The 16,911-nt window shown below is 39.1% G+C and carries 15 protein-coding genes; 6 read left to right on the forward strand and 9 right to left on the reverse strand.

Going from position 1 to position 16,911, the window contains the following annotated elements:
- Window positions 1–438: 438 nt before the first annotated feature.
- From BN8061_RS02515 to ychF, 6 genes are all read right to left on the reverse strand, one after another.
- Window positions 439–1,146, reverse strand: a complete 708-nt coding sequence (locus tag BN8061_RS02515; protein WP_068596194.1) for a rhomboid family intramembrane serine protease — start codon at window positions 1,144–1,146, stop codon at window positions 439–441.
- Between the two features lie 3 nt (window positions 1,147–1,149).
- Window positions 1,150–3,702 (reverse strand): DNA gyrase/topoisomerase IV subunit A, encoded by a 2,553-nt coding sequence (locus tag BN8061_RS02520; RefSeq protein WP_068596197.1) that lies wholly within the window; start codon window positions 3,700–3,702, stop codon window positions 1,150–1,152.
- A 4-nt stretch (window positions 3,703–3,706) separates the two neighbouring features.
- Window positions 3,707–4,234 carry a hypothetical protein gene (locus BN8061_RS02525; protein WP_068596199.1) on the reverse strand — a complete coding sequence of 176 codons (528 nt, stop codon included), beginning with the start codon at window positions 4,232–4,234 and terminating at the stop codon, window positions 3,707–3,709.
- A gap of 38 nt (window positions 4,235–4,272) precedes the next feature.
- Entirely contained in the window at window positions 4,273–6,147 is a 1,875-nt protein-coding gene (locus BN8061_RS02530; RefSeq protein WP_068596200.1) for a DNA topoisomerase IV subunit B, read from the reverse strand.
- Between the two features lie 386 nt (window positions 6,148–6,533).
- A complete protein-coding gene (locus BN8061_RS02535) occupies window positions 6,534–7,112 on the reverse strand; it encodes a choice-of-anchor J domain-containing protein (protein ID WP_162270400.1) in 579 nt (192 codons plus the stop codon).
- A gap of 267 nt (window positions 7,113–7,379) precedes the next feature.
- The gene (gene ychF, locus BN8061_RS02540; protein WP_068596204.1) at window positions 7,380–8,471 is read right to left on the reverse strand and encodes a redox-regulated ATPase YchF; all 1,092 of its coding nucleotides are present in this window, start codon (window positions 8,469–8,471) and stop codon (window positions 7,380–7,382) included.
- A gap of 300 nt (window positions 8,472–8,771) precedes the next feature.
- On the opposite strand from ychF, the gene BN8061_RS02545 reads away from it, so the two are divergent.
- Window positions 8,772–9,287: a thioredoxin family protein gene (locus BN8061_RS02545; protein WP_068596206.1), complete on the forward strand. Its 516-nt coding sequence runs from the start codon at window positions 8,772–8,774 to the stop codon at window positions 9,285–9,287.
- A 27-nt stretch (window positions 9,288–9,314) separates the two neighbouring features.
- On the opposite strand, the gene BN8061_RS02550 is transcribed toward BN8061_RS02545, so the two are convergent.
- The gene (locus BN8061_RS02550) at window positions 9,315–10,013 is read right to left on the reverse strand and encodes an ABC transporter ATP-binding protein (protein WP_068596208.1); all 699 of its coding nucleotides are present in this window, start codon (window positions 10,011–10,013) and stop codon (window positions 9,315–9,317) included.
- 217 nt (window positions 10,014–10,230) lie between these two features.
- Between BN8061_RS02550 and BN8061_RS02555 the strand changes: the two genes are divergently transcribed.
- From BN8061_RS02555 to BN8061_RS02575, 5 genes are all read left to right on the forward strand, one after another.
- Window positions 10,231–11,310, forward strand: a complete 1,080-nt coding sequence (locus tag BN8061_RS02555) for a bifunctional 3-deoxy-7-phosphoheptulonate synthase/chorismate mutase type II (RefSeq protein WP_094745891.1) — start codon at window positions 10,231–10,233, stop codon at window positions 11,308–11,310.
- 6 nt (window positions 11,311–11,316) lie between these two features.
- Entirely contained in the window at window positions 11,317–12,237 is a 921-nt protein-coding gene (gene rsgA, locus BN8061_RS02560) for a ribosome small subunit-dependent GTPase A (RefSeq protein WP_068596211.1), read from the forward strand.
- A 2-nt stretch (window positions 12,238–12,239) separates the two neighbouring features.
- Window positions 12,240–12,692: a D-aminoacyl-tRNA deacylase gene (gene dtd, locus BN8061_RS02565; RefSeq protein ID WP_068596214.1), complete on the forward strand. Its 453-nt coding sequence runs from the start codon at window positions 12,240–12,242 to the stop codon at window positions 12,690–12,692.
- A 129-nt stretch (window positions 12,693–12,821) separates the two neighbouring features.
- Window positions 12,822–13,151: a nucleotide pyrophosphohydrolase gene (locus tag BN8061_RS02570; RefSeq protein ID WP_068596216.1), complete on the forward strand. Its 330-nt coding sequence runs from the start codon at window positions 12,822–12,824 to the stop codon at window positions 13,149–13,151.
- Window positions 13,148–14,374, forward strand: coding sequence for a 3-phosphoshikimate 1-carboxyvinyltransferase (locus BN8061_RS02575; protein ID WP_068596218.1), 1,227 nt, complete (start codon window positions 13,148–13,150; stop codon window positions 14,372–14,374). The genes BN8061_RS02570 and BN8061_RS02575 overlap by 4 nt, the downstream gene beginning before the upstream one ends.
- A 47-nt stretch (window positions 14,375–14,421) precedes the next feature.
- On the opposite strand, the gene BN8061_RS02580 is transcribed toward BN8061_RS02575, so the two are convergent.
- Window positions 14,422–16,254, reverse strand: coding sequence for an ABC transporter ATP-binding protein (locus BN8061_RS02580; RefSeq protein ID WP_068596220.1), 1,833 nt, complete (start codon window positions 16,252–16,254; stop codon window positions 14,422–14,424).
- Window positions 16,255–16,344: 90 nt separating this feature from the next.
- Window positions 16,345–16,776 carry a DUF2147 domain-containing protein gene (locus tag BN8061_RS02585; RefSeq protein WP_068596223.1) on the reverse strand — a complete coding sequence of 144 codons (432 nt, stop codon included), beginning with the start codon at window positions 16,774–16,776 and terminating at the stop codon, window positions 16,345–16,347.
- Between the last annotated feature and the right edge of the window lie 135 nt (window positions 16,777–16,911).

Consider the following 16,911-nt stretch of genomic DNA (forward strand, 5'->3'; position numbering starts at 1 on the left):
ATACGATGAAACCAAATTGAAAGTCGTTTTAAGCTTCGAAACGTACTGACTGATTTTTCCGTTTAGCGAATGATTTTTTGATGATTTTTTTGTTCAAAGCTTTGCAAAACTATACTCTCATCGGCAAGGTATCGATAATTATACAACCTATTGTTTTCTAGCTAATTGTAAGAATACCCTATATTAACCAACAGCGATTTTATTGGATTTTTGTATTCTAAACGCAGCGAAGAATTCCATCTTTTAAGCTCATTAAAATCGCCATTATTTTTTTGTAGAGTATGAAATTCTGGTGCAAGGCAAAGGCATAATTCATGGCACGCACTTTTATTACATGAGACAACAAAAATTTAAAGCGTTTAAAGAAGATTTATTATACGGATGAAATCCCAAATAATTCGAAAGAAGCATGATTCAAAAACAGGTAGCGCCCATATTTTATGCTTTATTTTTATTAAATAGCATCATCAGCATCAAGGCAACAATGGGTAAGCACATCAAAATGATATAAAACCGATTGATTTGTAAAAGTTCTGGAAAATAGAGAATAGTGCCTAAAAGTCCAAAGATAGAACCGCCCAAATGTGCTGCATGTCCCAAATTTCCGAGATTATTTCGCATGCCGTAAACCGAAAATCCTAAATAGACAATGGCAAAAATCCATGCGGGCATCGGAATCACAAAAAAGATTCCCAACATCAAAGTCGGATACACAGCAATCGCAGAAAATAACACGCCCGAAACGCCACCCGATGCACCGACCGCCGAATAATTGGGCTGATTTCTATGCTCGAACAAAGCCAAAACATTCCCTGCAACAATGGATAAAAGGTATAATACTAAAAATAAAATACTGCCAAGATTCTGATTCATAAAGGAAGTATCGCCAAAAACAACCAGTGGATTCCCAAAAAAAGACACTACAATACCAGAGAAGAAGTACAGGGTCAACATATTGAAAATGAGATGCGTATAATTCACATGCAGAAAACCAGACGTGAGGAGTCGGTGATATTCTTTTTGGTTTTGGATGCGTGCAACATTGAATTTATACTTTTCGAAAAAAGCCAAATCAGAGAAACCTCTCATACTTACAACCGCATTTACAGCGATGATGACTAAGACGATCAGGGGAAAATTGTTCATATTTTATTCTTTAAATAAGGTTTGTTGCGACCCCTCGAGATCTGTTTTTTCTTGATCTTCTGGCGCTTCTTCTATAGTTTCTTCAAACGCAATTGGCTCTAACACTTTGATTTGTCGCAGCTTGTGTACGGTCAACTGATTGCCTTGCGCCTTAATTCCTTTCACGGCGATAAATTCTTCTAATTCTATTTTTTCTGGTTCTCGTTCTTGTCCTCTTTCTTTAGAAAAAACCAATTCGATTACGGGTTTATAAGCTGTAGAGACCAATTCTACAAAAGATTTTTCGTCTTCAGACGGAAAGAAGTTTTGCACATTCAGCGTGTCTTCTAATAAAAATCTTTTCACGAAATATCGGTTTTTTTCTGCATCGAAATAGACACAGGTCAGCGGTTTGTGAGGACGCCATTTTTCTATTACTTGAAATTCGTCGCTGAAATGATTTGTCAAATCGAAACTCATCAGTCGAGCTTCGCCTTGTTTGGCGTTGAGCGTAAGGATTTTGTCCTCGCCTTTGAAATGGCCCAAAAATCGTCCTCGCTCATCTGCATTCAAACGTTTCACGGCATCATCGAACCATATTTTTCTTGGTGCCAATGTAGAGACGCCTTCTTGTTTGAGTTCTACTTTTTTTATCGGATATTTGGTCACCAGATTTCCTTTAGAAGCTCTGCCTTTCACCGCCAAATCTGCAAAATCGATATCGAATTTTAATTTTTTGATGCGTTGATGCGTTTTTAGAATAATCGACACCACTTCTGCCTCTCCGTTCGGATTTGCCGAGAAATACAAAATTTCCGAGCCGATGTTTCCGTTGGTCAAATCGTATTCTTTGTCGCGCGTAATAGCCGTTACGGCAAAACGTTTTTGGTAAGCCGGACCGTTTTTCCCGTCGCGATAAATCATGTTGTAAATGGTTCGCTTATCGTTTCTACGCCAAACGCCAACATGCACAATTCCTTTTCCTACAAAGGTTTTCGAGTCGACTTTGGTCACAATCATGGAGCCGTCGTTACGAAAAACAATGATGTCATCGATATCGGAACATTCGAACAAAAATTCGTCTTTTCTGAGCGAAGTTCCAATAAAACCTTCGGCTCTATCGACATAGAAACGGGTATTGGCAATCGCCACTTTTGTAGCATCTATGGTATCAAACGCCCTGATTTCGGTCTTTCTTTCTTTTCCTTTTCCATATTTCTCTTTCAGCGATTTGAAATAGTCTACCGCATAATCCACCAAGTTTTCTAGGTTGTATTTGACTTGTGCTATTTTCTCTTCTAACGATTCTATGTACTCTTTGGCTTTGTCTAAATCGAATTTTGAGATACGTTTGATGCGTATTTCGGTAAGTTTTACAATATCTTCTTCTGTTACCGCACGTAGCAAATGTTGGGTAAATGGTTTCAAACCTTCATCTATGGTTTGGATCACGCCTTCCCAGGTTTCTTCTTCTTCTATTCTTCGGTAGATGCGATTCTCGATAAAAATTCGTTCCAAAGAAGAGAAATGCCATTGCTCTTGCAACTCGTCGAACTCAATTTCGAGTTCGCGTCTGAGCAACGCCAAGGTGTTATCGGTATTTCGACGCAGGATGTCTGAAACGGTCAGAAACTCTGGTCGATTCTCATCGATTACACAGGCATTGGGCGAGACCGAAATTTCGCAATCTGTGAATGCATAGAGCGCGTCTATGGTCTTGTCTGGACTGGTTCCGGCCTGCAAATGAATGAGGATTTCTACCGTTGCCGCCGTGTTGTCTTCTATTTTCTTAACTTTGATTTTGCCTTTATCATTGGCTTTCAGAATAGAATCGATCAGCGATCCGGTTGTTGTACTGAATGGTATTTCGCTGATACGAAGCGTCGATTTATCGACTTGAGCAATTTTTGCTCGAATACGAACTTTCCCACCCCGCAATCCATCATTATAATCTGCGACATCGATCAAACCTCCAGTCTGAAAATCTGGAAAAAGCTGAAATTTCCTTCCCCTTAGATGAGCGATAGACGCATCGATGAGTTCGATAAAATTATGTGGTAATATTTTGGTCGACAGACCAACGGCAATCCCTTCTACGCCTTGTGCCAACAGCAATGGAAATTTTACAGGCAAATCGATTGGTTCTCGATTTCGACCATCGTAAGACGGTTGCCAGTGTGTAGTTTTGGGGTTGTAAACGACTTCTAATGCAAACTTTGTGAGCCTAGCTTCTATATAACGAGCTGCTGCTGCACGATCGCCTGTCAAGATATTTCCCCAATTCCCTTGGGTATCGATCAACAGTTCTTTTTGCCCAATTTGCACCATGGCATCGGTGATGGACGCATCGCCATGTGGGTGATACTTCATCGTATTGCCGACCACATTGGCTACTTTATTGTAACGTCCATCTTCTAATTCTCGCATCGAATGGAGAATTCTGCGTTGTACGGGTTTCAACCCATCGAATATCGAAGGAATGGCACGTTCTAAAATAACATACGAAGCATAGTCTAAAAACCAGTCTTCGTACATTCCAGATATTTTTTTTATACTTTCGCCTTCTTGATTACTCATTTTACTAATAAACTACTTGACTGTTGAACCTATTCGACAAATTGAGACGTTGCGATTTGTTGTTTTGGGTGATAATATTTTCTAAATCTTCTTTTACTTGTTGTAATTCTTTTTTGGGCATATAGCTTAGGCTAAACTTGACTTTGGTAATGCCAGTTTTGCTTTTTTTGGTTCTTATGAACAACTGCAATTCTGTTTTCAGTGGCTTTTGTATTACCCGATAATCTGCAATTTTAGATTTAGGAATATCGATCTTCTTCTCATTATTCATCAATAATCTTGATATTTCATGATTTTTTGTTCGCAAATTGAAAACTTCACCAGCTGTATCGTATTCATAATACTGATTGCCTCGGTACAAAAGAATGGCAATCACGGCAATATAAGCTCCTAAACTCAGTGGTAACGGAATATGGTTGGCAATCACTCGTACGGGCAACGCATACACTAGGACGATCATAACAAGCACGATCAAAAGTGTCAGGTTCAGCCATTTCATGCGAGAAATAATATGAGGGTTCTTAATTTTCATTGATAAATAGATTTCACAGGTTTTTGAGGGTAAATGGTTTAATTCTGAATAATATCTAACGTTAGATTATTGATGATAAATTCTTGTCGTGTTGGGGTGTTTTTACCCATATAAAATTCGAGCAATTGCTCTATGGTAGTATCTTTCCCGATCATCACAGGCTCGAGGCGAATATCTTTCCCAATGAAATGTTTGAATTCGTCTGGCGAGATTTCTCCTAAACCTTTGAATCGCGTAATTTCTGGGTTTTTACCCAATTCGTTTATCGCCGCCAAGCGTTCTTCTTCGGTATAGCAATAGCGCGTTTCTTTTTTATTTCGCACTCTAAATAGCGGTGTTTGAAGAATATACAGATGTCCGTCTCTTATAAGTTCTGGAAAAAACTGAAGAAAAAATGTAATTATCAGCAAGCGAATGTGCATCCCATCTACGTCGGCATCTGTAGCGATCACCACATTGTTGTACCGCAAATCTTCTAAGCTGTCTTCGATATTGAGGGCGGCTTGTAAGAGGTTGAACTCTTCGTTTTCGTAAACAATTTTCTTGGTCAAACCATAAGTATTGAGCGGCTTACCTCTAAGGCTAAAAACAGCTTGTGTCTCTACATTTCTACTTTTTGTGATAGAACCACTCGCCGAATCGCCTTCGGTAATGAACAGAGTAGAATCTAAGCGCAATTCGTCTTTTGGGTTGTTGTAATGTTGGCGACAATCTCTCAGCTTTTTGTTGTGCAAGCTTACTTTTTTGGCGCGATCTCTTGCCAATTTTCGAATTCCAGACAGTTCTTTTCGTTCGGTTTCCGATTGTCTAATTTTTCGCTCTAAAGCTTGTGCAACTTCTGGATTTTTGTGCAAAAAGTTGTCCAGATTCGTTTTTATAAAATCGTTAATATACGTTCGCACAGTTGGCAAACCTGGTCCCATATCGGTTGAACCTAATTTGGTTTTGGTTTGCGATTCGAAAACAGGTTCGATCACTTTAATCGATACCGCTCCAATAATGGATTTTCGAATATCGGTAGGATCGTAATTTTTATTATAAAACTCGCGCAAAGTCTTGACTACAGCCTCTTTAAAAGCTGCAAGATGCGTCCCTCCTTGCGTGGTATTTTGTCCGTTTACAAACGAATAATAGGTTTCGGAATAGGATTTGGAACTGTGGGTCATCGCAATTTCGATGTCCTCTCCTTTCAGGTGGATGATATCGTAAATGGTTTCTTCTTCGATATTGTCTCGCAACAAATCTTTGAGTCCATCTTTAGAGAAAAACTCCTCTCCGTTGAAAATTATTTTGAGTCCTGGATTGAGGTAAACGTAATTACGTAACATCTTTTCGATGTACTCTTTTCGAAACTTGAAATGCGTGAAAATAGTACCGTCTGGAACAAAAGTAATTTTGGTTCCATGTCGCAACGAGCTATCTTTTTCTTCTTCTTGTTGCACGAGTTCGCCTTTAGAAAATTCTGCGATTCGCGTTCTTCCTTCGCGCACCGATTGGACCCTGAAATAACTCGAAAGGGCATTCACCGCCTTGGTTCCCACCCCATTGAGTCCGACAGATTTTTTAAATGCCTGAGAATCATATTTACCACCAGTATTCATTTTCGACACAGCGTCGACCATTTTACCAAGCGGAATTCCGCGGCCATAATCGCGAACGGTAACCTCATCATCACGCAAATTGATTTCTACCGTTTTACCTGCACCCATCACAAATTCGTCGATACAGTTGTCCACGATTTCTTTCAACAGAATATAAATTCCGTCGTCTTGCGAAGAGCCATCACCCAACTTACCGATATACATCCCCGGACGCATGCGGATATGCTCTCGCCAATCGAGCGTCTTGATGTTGTCTTCGGTATACTTTATGGATGAATTTTGTAATGCTGAGTCTGTTACATTATCTGCCATAGCACAAAAATATAAAAAAAATTTTTGATTTTAAAAGCAAATAAAATGCTTTCCGTCAAGAGGTAGCTTGAGGTTTGAAACAGAAAGAAAATGCTTTTGCTTATTTCTCGAAATTGAATGGAGCAAACGGAAGGATTTTAATGTGCGGCAATCATCCCGAAAAAACAATTTCAATTCCTCTTTCGGTTTTTGCCACGATTTTGGAATATGAAGTTTAGATTTTATTTCGATCGAAAACGAAAATCTTTAGCAATCGAACGATTGAAATGAAAAGAAGCTGTATCAAAAGAAGGCTATTACAAGCGCTCTACTCCATTGAAACAGCTTCTTTAGGGTTTATTTTACCATAGTTTTTCTAGAAACGACTACTTTATCGTTATAGAAATTCACAATGAAATCCCTTTTGACAATGCAGAAACGTCTACTGCTTGGTCTTTTACTTGTTTTACTTTTTTACCAGTTAAGTCAAAAACTCTGACCTCGTTTACATTCTCAAAACCTTTGATTTTAACTACCTCTTGATCTGGATTCACTACAACTTGATCTTTCGCAACGTCCAAAACTCCTAAGCTTGGTGAAGATTCTACTTTCACGTCGTCGAGCGCAATGAAAAATATATTGGTACTATCGTAATATCTGAATACGATTTGAACATTTTGCCCTGCAAATTCAGAAATATCCACGTTCACCGTTTTGGCTACAGTTGTGTAACCTGCGTCTAAAGTTTCTACGAAAACTAGCGTTCCGCTTCCGGTAAATGCAGCGCCTTCCGGAATGACATAAGCAGCATAATGCTCTTCTAAACCTGGGATATCAGTCAGTGCAGTCAATTTGAAAGATAAATTCAAAACACCATCTTCTGGTAAAGAAATCGACGGACTGGTTAAGGTGTTGTCTGGCGTTAGCGGGAAAAAAACAAGACCAAGACCAAGCAAAACCACCTTCGAAAGCTGGAACATCTTCATCAGGAGCCTCAGCATCATCTACAATTTCCCAAACATCGTTCACACCATCGCGATCGGCGATTGTCCACAAATCGGTTGTTACCGCACTACTAAAATTCTCGTATAATACGGTAGTTGTCTGAGCAAACATTGAGGTTGAAGAAAGGACAGATCCTAAAAGTAATAAATTTTAAATCACATTCGTTATTTTTAATATTGTAAGTAAATACAATAAAAAAAACCCAACATCTAAAGTTGGGCTTTGTATTGGATCGTGTTTTGATGCTGTTATACATTGAATAAGAAGTGCATAATATCGCCATCTTGTACGATATACGACTTGCCTTCTAAGTTCAATTTTCCAGCTTCGCGGCATTTGGCTTCTGAACCATACGTCAAGAAATCTTGGAATTTGATGACTTCGGCACGAATGAATCCTTTCTCGAAATCGGTGTGAATGACACCAGCGGCTTGCGGAGCTGTCGAACCTTTGTTTATCGTCCAGGCGCGAACTTCTTTTACACCTGCCGTGAAATATGTTTCTAAATCCAACAAACTATAAGCCGAACGGATAAGGCGATTGACACCTGGCTCTTCTAAACCTAATTCTTCTAAAAATATTTGACGCTCTTCGAAGGTTTCCAACTCGTTGATATCAGCTTCTATTTGCGCAGCAAGAATCAACACTTCTGCCTTTTCGTTTTTCACGGCTTCTTTTACGCGTTCGACCAACTCATTGCCGTCCTTAGCAGAAGATTCGTCTACATTGCACAGATACAATACAGGTTTTGCGGTAATCAATTGTAACGCCTCTACAATCTCTTTTCCTTTTTCGTCTAAGTCCATTTCTCGAACATTCTTCATCTCTTCGAGATGGGCAATTACAGCGGTAAGCACTTCTACTATTTTTTGCTCTTCTTTGTTACCTGCTTTGGCTGCTTTTCTAGATTTTTCGATGCGTTTGGTCACCGTTTCCAAATCTTTCAATTGCAACTCCAAATCGATTGTTTCTTTGTCTCTTATCGGATCTACAGTACCATCGACATGCGTAATGTTTTCATTTTCGAAACAACGCAATACGTGAATGATGGCGTGGCATTCTCTGATATTTCCTAAAAACTGATTTCCAAGCCCTTCGCCTTTGCTTGCGCCTTTTACCAAACCTGCGATATCTACTATCTCTACCACGGCAGGCACTACTCGTTCTGGTTTTACAATAGCTTCGAGCTCATTGAGCCGAGTATCGGGTACAGAAACTGTTCCTACATTGGGTTCTATAGTACAGAAAGGATAGTTTGCCGATTGTGCTTTGGCATTTGACAAACAATTGAATAAGGTTGATTTACCAACGTTTGGCAATCCAACAATTCCACATTTCATATGTTGTGATTCTTTTTATTAATACTGATTGATCAGAAAATCGTTCTGAAATTTTTGCAAAGATAATGATTTCCATCTAAGCGCAATATCCCTTCACTTCTAATCCAACTTACTTTTACGCATTCGACTCATCCGACCAAAACATAGAAAAAAATAATCGAACTAATAATTTTTTTTAGATTAATCTTAATGAGTTTTAAAAACCGTTATTATTGCGTTAAAATACGGTAGATTTAAAAGAATTTTTAACTCCATTTTTCTATTTTTCCTACATTTATCCCATTCAATTAGAAAAAAATTATGAACATCAAAACAATATTAGCTGGTCTATTTCTCGTTGTAGCGTCTTTTTTACAAGCACAAACCGCCGGCGAAATCATGAATAAAGCTTATAACCAAGCCAAAATTGAAAACAAAAATGTTATGCTGATTTTTCATGCCTCTTGGTGCAGATGGTGTAAAAAAATGGAGAAAAACATGGAAGACCCTTTGGTGAAGGATTATTTTGATGATAATTATATAAAAGTTTTTATCACCGTTGAGGAACGTGGCGAAAAAGCAAAATTGAACACGCCCGATGGAGACAAATTGGTAGAAAAACTAGGCGGTAAAAATCAAGGTTTGCCGTATTGGGTGATTTTGGACGAAAACGCCCAGGTATTGAAAGACTCGAAATTCGAGGGTGAAAACATTGGCAGCCCGGCTTCGGCAGAAGAGGTTGATTTGCTAATTTCGATTCTAGAATCTACCGCAAAAAACACCAAAATAAATGCCGAAAAAATAAAGCAAGTCTTTCTCTTGAAAAAGAGTAATTAACGCTTCGGCTCTGCGCAATTTGGCTCGTTACTTATTGGTCATCACCTGAAAAACCTCTTCCAGACTTTGGTATTGCCCTTTGAACTCTTCTATCGATTGGTCGGCAATAATTTCGCCTTTGTTCAACAGTATTACTCGAGAACACAGCGCTTCAACCTCTTGCATGATATGCGTCGATAGGATCACCGTTTTTTCACGACCAATTTCGCGAATCAATTCTCTGATTTCTATAATTTGATTAGGGTCCAGACCATTCGTGGGCTCGTCTAGTATGAGAATTTCTGGGCTAGACAATATCGCTTGAGCCAGACCAACTCTCTGTTTGTAGCCTTTCGATAATTGTTGTATTTTTTTATTTTTCTCTGGGGTCAATCCTACACGGTCGATAAGCGTATCGATGTTTTCTTTTTTCACGCCTCTCATATTTGCCACAAACTGCAAATATTCTTTTACATACATCTCCGTATACAAAGGATTGTTTTCTTGCAGGAAACCGATGAGTTTTTTGGTGTGCAAAGGATTGTTTTTTATCGAAAAATCATCAACCAAAACTTCGCCCGCATCTGGTTCTATAGCATTGGTAATACACTTCATAAGCGTCGATTTTCCTGCGCCATTCGGACCGAGAAGTCCAACAACCTCACCTTTTTTTATAGAAAAAGAAACATTTCGTAGCGCTTGTTGTTGACCGTAAGATTTAGATAAATCTTTAATGATGATTCCCATTGCATAATATTTGCGATAAAATTAAAAAACCTTTAGACCATTTAAAAATTATATTAATAATTGCTTGCAACTCTTGTAGAACATCTCGCATTCTACTAAAGAAAAACTGCCCAAAAAACCACCAAAAATTAGGCAAACGATTTTTTGATCAATGCCGTCGAAATAACAAGTTTTTTAAATGGTTTAATGCGCTATAACTCTTAAATTTGTCGGTATGATGAAAAACAACAACTGGATAAGCCAATTCGAAAAACCCCTCATCATTGCAGGTCCTTGCAGTGCAGAAAGCGAGCAACAAATGATGACCACAGCCGAGGAAATCGACAAAGATTATGTACAAGTTTTTCGGGCAGGAATTTGGAAGCCACGCACAAAACCAAACAGTTTCGAAGGTGTTGGCGCAATTGGATTGAACTGGTTGAAAAAGGTAAAAGACGAATTTGGGATGATGATCGCAACAGAAATTGCCAATGCCAATCATGCCAAATTAGCCTTAGAATACGACGTAGACGTACTGTGGATTGGCGCTCGCTCGAGTGTAAATCCGTTTACTGTACAAGAAATTGCCGAAGCTTTGCGCGATACCGATAAAATTGTTTTGGTAAAAAATCCGGTAAATCCAGATTTGGACTTGTGGATTGGCGCGCTCGAACGCCTCGAAGGTCAAGGAATCCGAAATTTGGGTGCTATACATCGAGGTTTTTCATCCTACAAAAAAACAAAATACCGCAACGATCCACAGTGGCAAATTGCATTGGATTTCAAAAACAAATTGCCAAACATCCCAATCATTTGCGACCCCTCGCACATTTGCGGTAATCGCGAAGGATTGTTCGACGTATCGCAACAAGCCTTCAACTTCGAATACAATGGCCTGATGATCGAAACGCACTGCAACCCAGACGAAGCTTGGTCCGATGCGGCACAACAGATTACACCAGCGAGATTAAAAGAAATTTTAGTAAATTTAGAGTTGCGACAGTCAGATGATCCAGATTCGATTTACAAAACTTGTTTACAGAGTTTACGTCATCAGATCGATGAATTGGACAGCGTAATTTTGGATGCAATTGCGCAACGAATGAAGATTGCAAATGCGATTGGCGAATTGAAAAAGGAGCATAATGTAGCGGTTTTTCAGCCAGAACGATGGAAACAAATCAAAGAAAGTTCGATAAAAACAGGAGCTTCTCTCGGTCTTTCAGAAGATTTTATAGACAAGTTATTACAAGCGCTACACCAAGAATCTGTGGCACAACAAAACAAAGTGATGACAAAAAAAGAAGAAAAAAATTAATTCGGTTTGAAGGGAATTGTAACAAAATCTACTGGTAGTTGGTATCACCTTCGCACAGAAGATGGCGCCGCTTACCAAGCCCGAATAAGAGGTAAATTCAGAATGGCAAACATCAAACACACCAATCCAGTTGCGGTTGGAGACGAGGTCGATTTCGAGATCGACAAAGATGGAATTGCCGTGATTACCAATATTCACGATCGTAAGAATTACATCATCCGCAAATCGGTGAATTTGTCCAAAAAAACTCATATCATCGCGTCTAATATCGATGTTGCTTTCTTGGTTGTTACCCTGGCAAACCCCAAAACATCTTTTGGTTTTATCGATCGTTTTCTGATTACTGCCGAAGCCTACCATATTCCCGTGGTTATTTTATTCAACAAAATAGACGCTTATACGCCAGAAGATTTAGACGATTTGGCTTTATACAAACACATTTACAATTCGATAGGTTACGAAAGTTTGGATATTTCGGCCGAAACCGGTCTGAATCTGGATTTGGTAAAAGATTTAATGAAAGACAAAACCAGTCTAGTTTCTGGACATTCCGGAGTTGGAAAATCGACCTTGATCAATGCTTTGCATCCAGGTTTGAACCTGAAAACGCATCAGGTATCAGATTTTAATAGTAAAGGACAACACACCACTACTTTTGCCCAAATGTTCAAATGGCCTTTTGGCGGCTTTATCATCGATACGCCAGGCATCAAAGAGTTTGGTTTGGTACATTTCGACAAAGCAGAGCTTCAACATTATTTCCCAGAAATATTCGAACGCAGAAGCGAATGTAAATTCGACAATTGTCTACACCTCAACGAACCCAAATGTGCTGTACGCGATGCGGTAGAAGCCATGGAAATTGCACCGTCGCGCTATGAAAATTATTTAACCTTTTTGGAAGAAGAAATATATAACGAAAAATAAAGATGCGAGCGATAATACAACGGGTAAGTCACGCTTCGGTAAAGGTAGACGGAAAAATCACTGGTGAAATACAAAACGGATTGTTGGTTTTGGTCGGATTTGAACCAGAAGACACACAGGTCGACTACGATTGGATAGCCAAAAAAATTCTGCAATTACGAATCTTCAATGATGAAGACGGTGTTATGAACCTCAACTTGGATCAGGTCGATGGTAATTTACTGGTCGTGAGCCAATTTACGCTTCATGCTTCTACGAAAAAAGGCAATCGCCCTTCGTATATTTTAGCATCAAAACCCGATTTGGCAAAGGCGCAATACGAGGATTTTTTAGACCGTATTCAAAGCGATTTTCATAAACCTATTCAAACCGGAATTTTTGGAGCAGATATGAAGGTCGAGCTGTTGAACGACGGACCGGTAACCATTCTGTTAGATTCGAAACTGAAATTCTAATCTGTTTTCGACCAATTTCTTTGCGAAGCATTCTACCATTACAACACTTCGTTTAGATGATACAATATTCTCGTAAAGTGGGGTTTTGATCCAGTTTTTTATTTTTAACTTTAAACCAAAAAAATTGACATGAGTTTGAAACAAGCCCAACAAGATGTAGACAATTGGATAAAAGAACATGGCGTTCGTTATTTCAACGAGTTGACCAACATGGCGCAATTGACCGAGGAAGTAGGCGAAGTTGCTCGTATTATTGCCCGTCGTTACGGTGAACAATCTGAAAAAGAATCTGACAAAAATAAAGACCTTGGCGAAGAGTTGGCAGACGTCATTTTCGTTGCCCTTTGCCTGGCAAATCAGACAGGCGTAGACCTTGAGTCGGCGTTTTATAAAAAATTGGAAATAAAAACCAAACGAGATCACGATCGCCATCAAAACAACGACAAGTTGAAATCATGATACAGCTTAGCAGCAGCGGATTGCCCGTACGAGGCTCGATACAAATCACAGGATCCAAAAGCGAGTCGAATCGCTTATTGTTACTCAATCAATTGTATCAAAACACCCTGAATATCGAGAATCTATCGAACGCTGAAGACACGCAATTGATGCAAAAAGCTTTAGTAACAAGCGACAGTCTTATCGATATTCATCATGCGGGGACTGCCATGCGATTTCTCACGGCATATTTTGCTATACAAGAAAACAAAACGGTTACCCTTACAGGCTCTGATCGCATGAAACAACGCCCAATACAAGTTTTGGTCGAAGCATTACGAGCCTTAGGAGCTGATATTTCGTATTTAGAAAAAGAAGGATTTCCGCCTTTGAGAATTTCGGGTAAAAAACTTCAGCAATTCTCCATTGTAATTCCGGCCGATGTGAGTTCGCAATATATTACGGCGCTCATGCTCATCGGCACGCAACTAGAGCAAGGTTTAACCATCGAATTGCAAGGCAAAATCATCTCGAAACCTTACCTCTTGATGAGCATAAAACTGATGAACAAACTTGGAATTGATGCGAATATACAAAACAACACCATCAGCATTAAACCTAAAAAAAATATCGAAAGCCGAACCATACAAGTCGAGTCAGATTGGAGTTCGGCATCATATTATTATAGCATCGTGGCGTTGAGTTTGAAAAGCGAAATTCAAATTTCGACCTATTATGCAGCTTCGCTTCAGGGCGATTCGGCTTTGCAAGCGTTGTATCGAAAACATTTTGGCGTAGATTCAACATTCGATAACGGCATATTACATTTAAAAAACAATCCAAATTTCGAATTATCAGAATACGTAGAATTGGATATGAATCACACGCCTGATATTGCCCAAACAATTGCTGTGACTTGCGTGGGAAAACAGTTGAAATGCCATCTCACTGGTTTGGAAACGTTAAAAATAAAAGAAACAGATCGTTTACAGGCTCTAAAAAACGAATTGGAAAAACTTGGAGCGATTGTACACATTACGGCAGATTCGCTCCGAATTACAGGATATCGAGAGAAGTTTGATGAAATTCCAACATTCGAAACTTACAACGATCATCGTATGGCAATGTGTGTAGCACCTTTGGCTGTCTTACATCCTATCGCCATCGAGCATCCGGAAGTGGTCGAAAAATCTTATCCCGATTTTTGGCGAGATTTGATGACTTTAGGGTTTCAACTGCATTAAAAAAATATCAAACCAATGCGCCTCTTTCCTAGAAACAACTTGGGGTATTAGGCAAAATTTTGCATGTTTACCAAATTCGAATAGACTCCTTTTTTTTCTAATAAACTCTGGTGCGTGCCTTGTTCAATGATCTTACCATCGTCCATCACCACAATTTTATCGGCGTTTTGTATAGTCGATAATCGATGAGCAATGACCAACGAAGTTCTGTTTTGCATCATGTTGTTGAGTGCGTTTTGCACCAATTTTTCTGACTTGGTATCCAACGCCGAAGTTGCCTCGTCTAACACCATGATCGGCGGATTTTTATAGACCGCTCTGGCAATAGACAAGCGTTGCTTTTGCCCTCCTGAAAGTTTATTGCCTCCTTCGCCAACCGATTCGTTGTACTGTTGAGGCAAATTGACGATAAATTCTTCGGCATTTGCAATACGAGCAGCATTTTTTATTTGTTCAAAATCGGGCGTATCGTCTCCCAACGCAATATTATTCGCAACGCTATCATTGAACAAAATCGAATCTTGTGTGACGAGTCCGAACAACGCTCGATAAGAATGCAAAGTGATGTCTTTGATGTTGATGCCATCGATCAGAATTTCACCAGAACTCACATCCCAAAAACGGGTGATGAGATTTGCTAAAGTAGATTTACCAGAACCCGATTGTCCGACCAAAGCAACCGTTTCACCCTTATTGATTGTCAGATTAAAATCCTTCACAACCAACTGATCTTGATAACCAAAATTTACATTTCTGAATTCTATTTGATGGTCAAAAGACTCCAAAACCTTGGCATTTGGTTGGTCTTTGATGGTAACATCAGAATCTAAAATATCGAAGATACGTTGAGCTGAAACTTCGCCTTTTTGTACATCGGATAAGGCTTTAGAAAATTTCTTTATCGGATCTAGTAAAGTATAAAAGGTTGCGATATAAAAAATAAATTCCGAACCAGATAAGCCCTTGCCTTCCAAACTCAGTTTCCCTCCAAAAAAGACAATTAGACCAATGGTGATTGCGCCCAAAAATTCGCTCATAGGCGAAGCCAATGCTCGCTTTCGCATCACTTTCTGAAGGTAATTTCGATAGTTGTTGATCGAAAAAGAAAACCGATTTTTGATCTGATATTCGGCGTTGAATATTTTGATAATCTTGAGCGAACTCAAAGTTTCGTCTACAAAAGTAATGATATTCGACAGCTCTTCTTGGGCATTTCGAGCGGCGCGTTTCAAACTTTTCCCAACCAGCGAAATCAATGCGCCCATAATCGGGAAAACCAAAATCGCAAACCAAGTGAGCTCTGCACTTGTATAAAACAACACCCCAATAAAAATGATGATCATAACAGGTGAACGCACAATTTCTACAATGGCATTGAGGATATTGGCTTCGATTTCATTCACATCATTCGATATTCTGGTAACCATATCTCCTTTTCGTTTTTCGGTAAAAAAAGAAACCGGCAATTCGATAATCTTGTTGTGCAAGTGCTCTCGCAAATCTCGGGTAACCCCTGAACGGAAGTCGATCAAACAGTATTCTGACAAGTAACTGAAAAGATTTCGAAAAAGAAAACTTACAATGAAAACGACGCATGAAACTGCCAACACATACAATTGTCCTTTGGTTTGGGTAAGTTCTTGCATCCAATATTTACTGTAATTCGTAAGGTAATCTACGATGCCCAACAATTCGCCCGAAAACTCGGGTTTGGTCACGATGGTTTGTTCGTCTTCGTTGAACAAAACCCGGAGTATTGGCATCATGAATGCCAAGGCAATCACATTGAAAATCGCATAGAGCAGGTTGAAAACGATGGCGGTAACAAACGATGAACGGTATGGTTTGGCGTATGATAAAGCCCTTTTGTACAAACTCATTGATTGGATATAATGGGGCAAATTTAGCTAAAAAAATGACCCAAAGCACGAAGACTTCAGGTCACGATTTGTTTTTTGATACAGAAGCGGTTACTTCACTCTTTCCCAAGTTTGGGTACGCCCTACAAGCGAGATTCCGATGTAACCTCTTACATCTAGCTTGTTTTTATCTTTGCTATTGAGCGACATTTTTGCTTTGTATTCTTTTCCACTGTTCGGATCCAATATCGTTCCGCCAGACCACTCGTTACCGTCTTTTTTCAGGTTGTTGAGGATTTGCATTCCCACGATTGGTTTGTTTTTCAAATCTCCTTTACAATCGGTGCATTTTGCGTTTTCTTTTCCAACTGTCAGAATTTTGATAACTTTACCGTACAATTTTCCGTTTTTCTCGAATATCTCAACATGTGATTTGGCTTTTCCTGTTTCGTCATCTATCGTTTTCCAAACACCTACGGGAGATTGCGCGTAAATCGCACCGGAAATCATTAGAAACAAACTGATGAATAAAGTCTTAACCATAATTTTAAATTTAAATAAAAACTAATTTACAATAAATTTTTTGTTTATAAAACAGTCTGTGTAACATTTTTCAATACTTGTGCCAATTTCTATAACAATTGACAACGAAATGATTTTTTTGGATGAAAAATGTTT

Source organism: Vaginella massiliensis (assembly GCF_900089075.1).
Classification (GTDB): Bacteria; Bacteroidota; Bacteroidia; order Flavobacteriales; family Weeksellaceae; genus Weeksella; species Weeksella massiliensis_A.

What these genes read in the sequence shown, in the direction of transcription:
- dtd (WP_068596214.1), top strand. Translation starts at nt 12,240, where the DNA reads ATGCGAGCGATAATACAACGGGTAAGTCACGCTTCGGTAAAGGTAGAC.
- BN8061_RS02580 (WP_068596220.1), bottom strand. Translation starts at nt 16,254, where the DNA reads ATGAGTTTGTACAAAAGGGCTTTATCATACGCCAAACCATACCGTTCA.
- BN8061_RS02585 (WP_068596223.1), bottom strand. Translation starts at nt 16,776, where the DNA reads ATGGTTAAGACTTTATTCATCAGTTTGTTTCTAATGATTTCCGGTGCG.
- BN8061_RS02570 (WP_068596216.1), top strand. Translation starts at nt 12,822, where the DNA reads ATGAGTTTGAAACAAGCCCAACAAGATGTAGACAATTGGATAAAAGAA.
- BN8061_RS02515 (WP_068596194.1), bottom strand. Translation starts at nt 1,146, where the DNA reads ATGAACAATTTTCCCCTGATCGTCTTAGTCATCATCGCTGTAAATGCG.
- BN8061_RS02545 (WP_068596206.1), top strand. Translation starts at nt 8,772, where the DNA reads ATGAACATCAAAACAATATTAGCTGGTCTATTTCTCGTTGTAGCGTCT.
- BN8061_RS02520 (WP_068596197.1), bottom strand. Translation starts at nt 3,702, where the DNA reads ATGAGTAATCAAGAAGGCGAAAGTATAAAAAAAATATCTGGAATGTAC.
- BN8061_RS02555 (WP_094745891.1), top strand. Translation starts at nt 10,231, where the DNA reads ATGAAAAACAACAACTGGATAAGCCAATTCGAAAAACCCCTCATCATT.
- ychF (WP_068596204.1), bottom strand. Translation starts at nt 8,471, where the DNA reads ATGAAATGTGGAATTGTTGGATTGCCAAACGTTGGTAAATCAACCTTA.
- BN8061_RS02535 (WP_162270400.1), bottom strand. Translation starts at nt 7,112, where the DNA reads ATGAAGATGTTCCAGCTTTCGAAGGTGGTTTTGCTTGGTCTTGGTCTT.
- BN8061_RS02530 (WP_068596200.1), bottom strand. Translation starts at nt 6,147, where the DNA reads ATGGCAGATAATGTAACAGACTCAGCATTACAAAATTCATCCATAAAG.
- BN8061_RS02550 (WP_068596208.1), bottom strand. Translation starts at nt 10,013, where the DNA reads ATGGGAATCATCATTAAAGATTTATCTAAATCTTACGGTCAACAACAA.
- BN8061_RS02575 (WP_068596218.1), top strand. Translation starts at nt 13,148, where the DNA reads ATGATACAGCTTAGCAGCAGCGGATTGCCCGTACGAGGCTCGATACAA.
- BN8061_RS02525 (WP_068596199.1), bottom strand. Translation starts at nt 4,234, where the DNA reads ATGAAAATTAAGAACCCTCATATTATTTCTCGCATGAAATGGCTGAAC.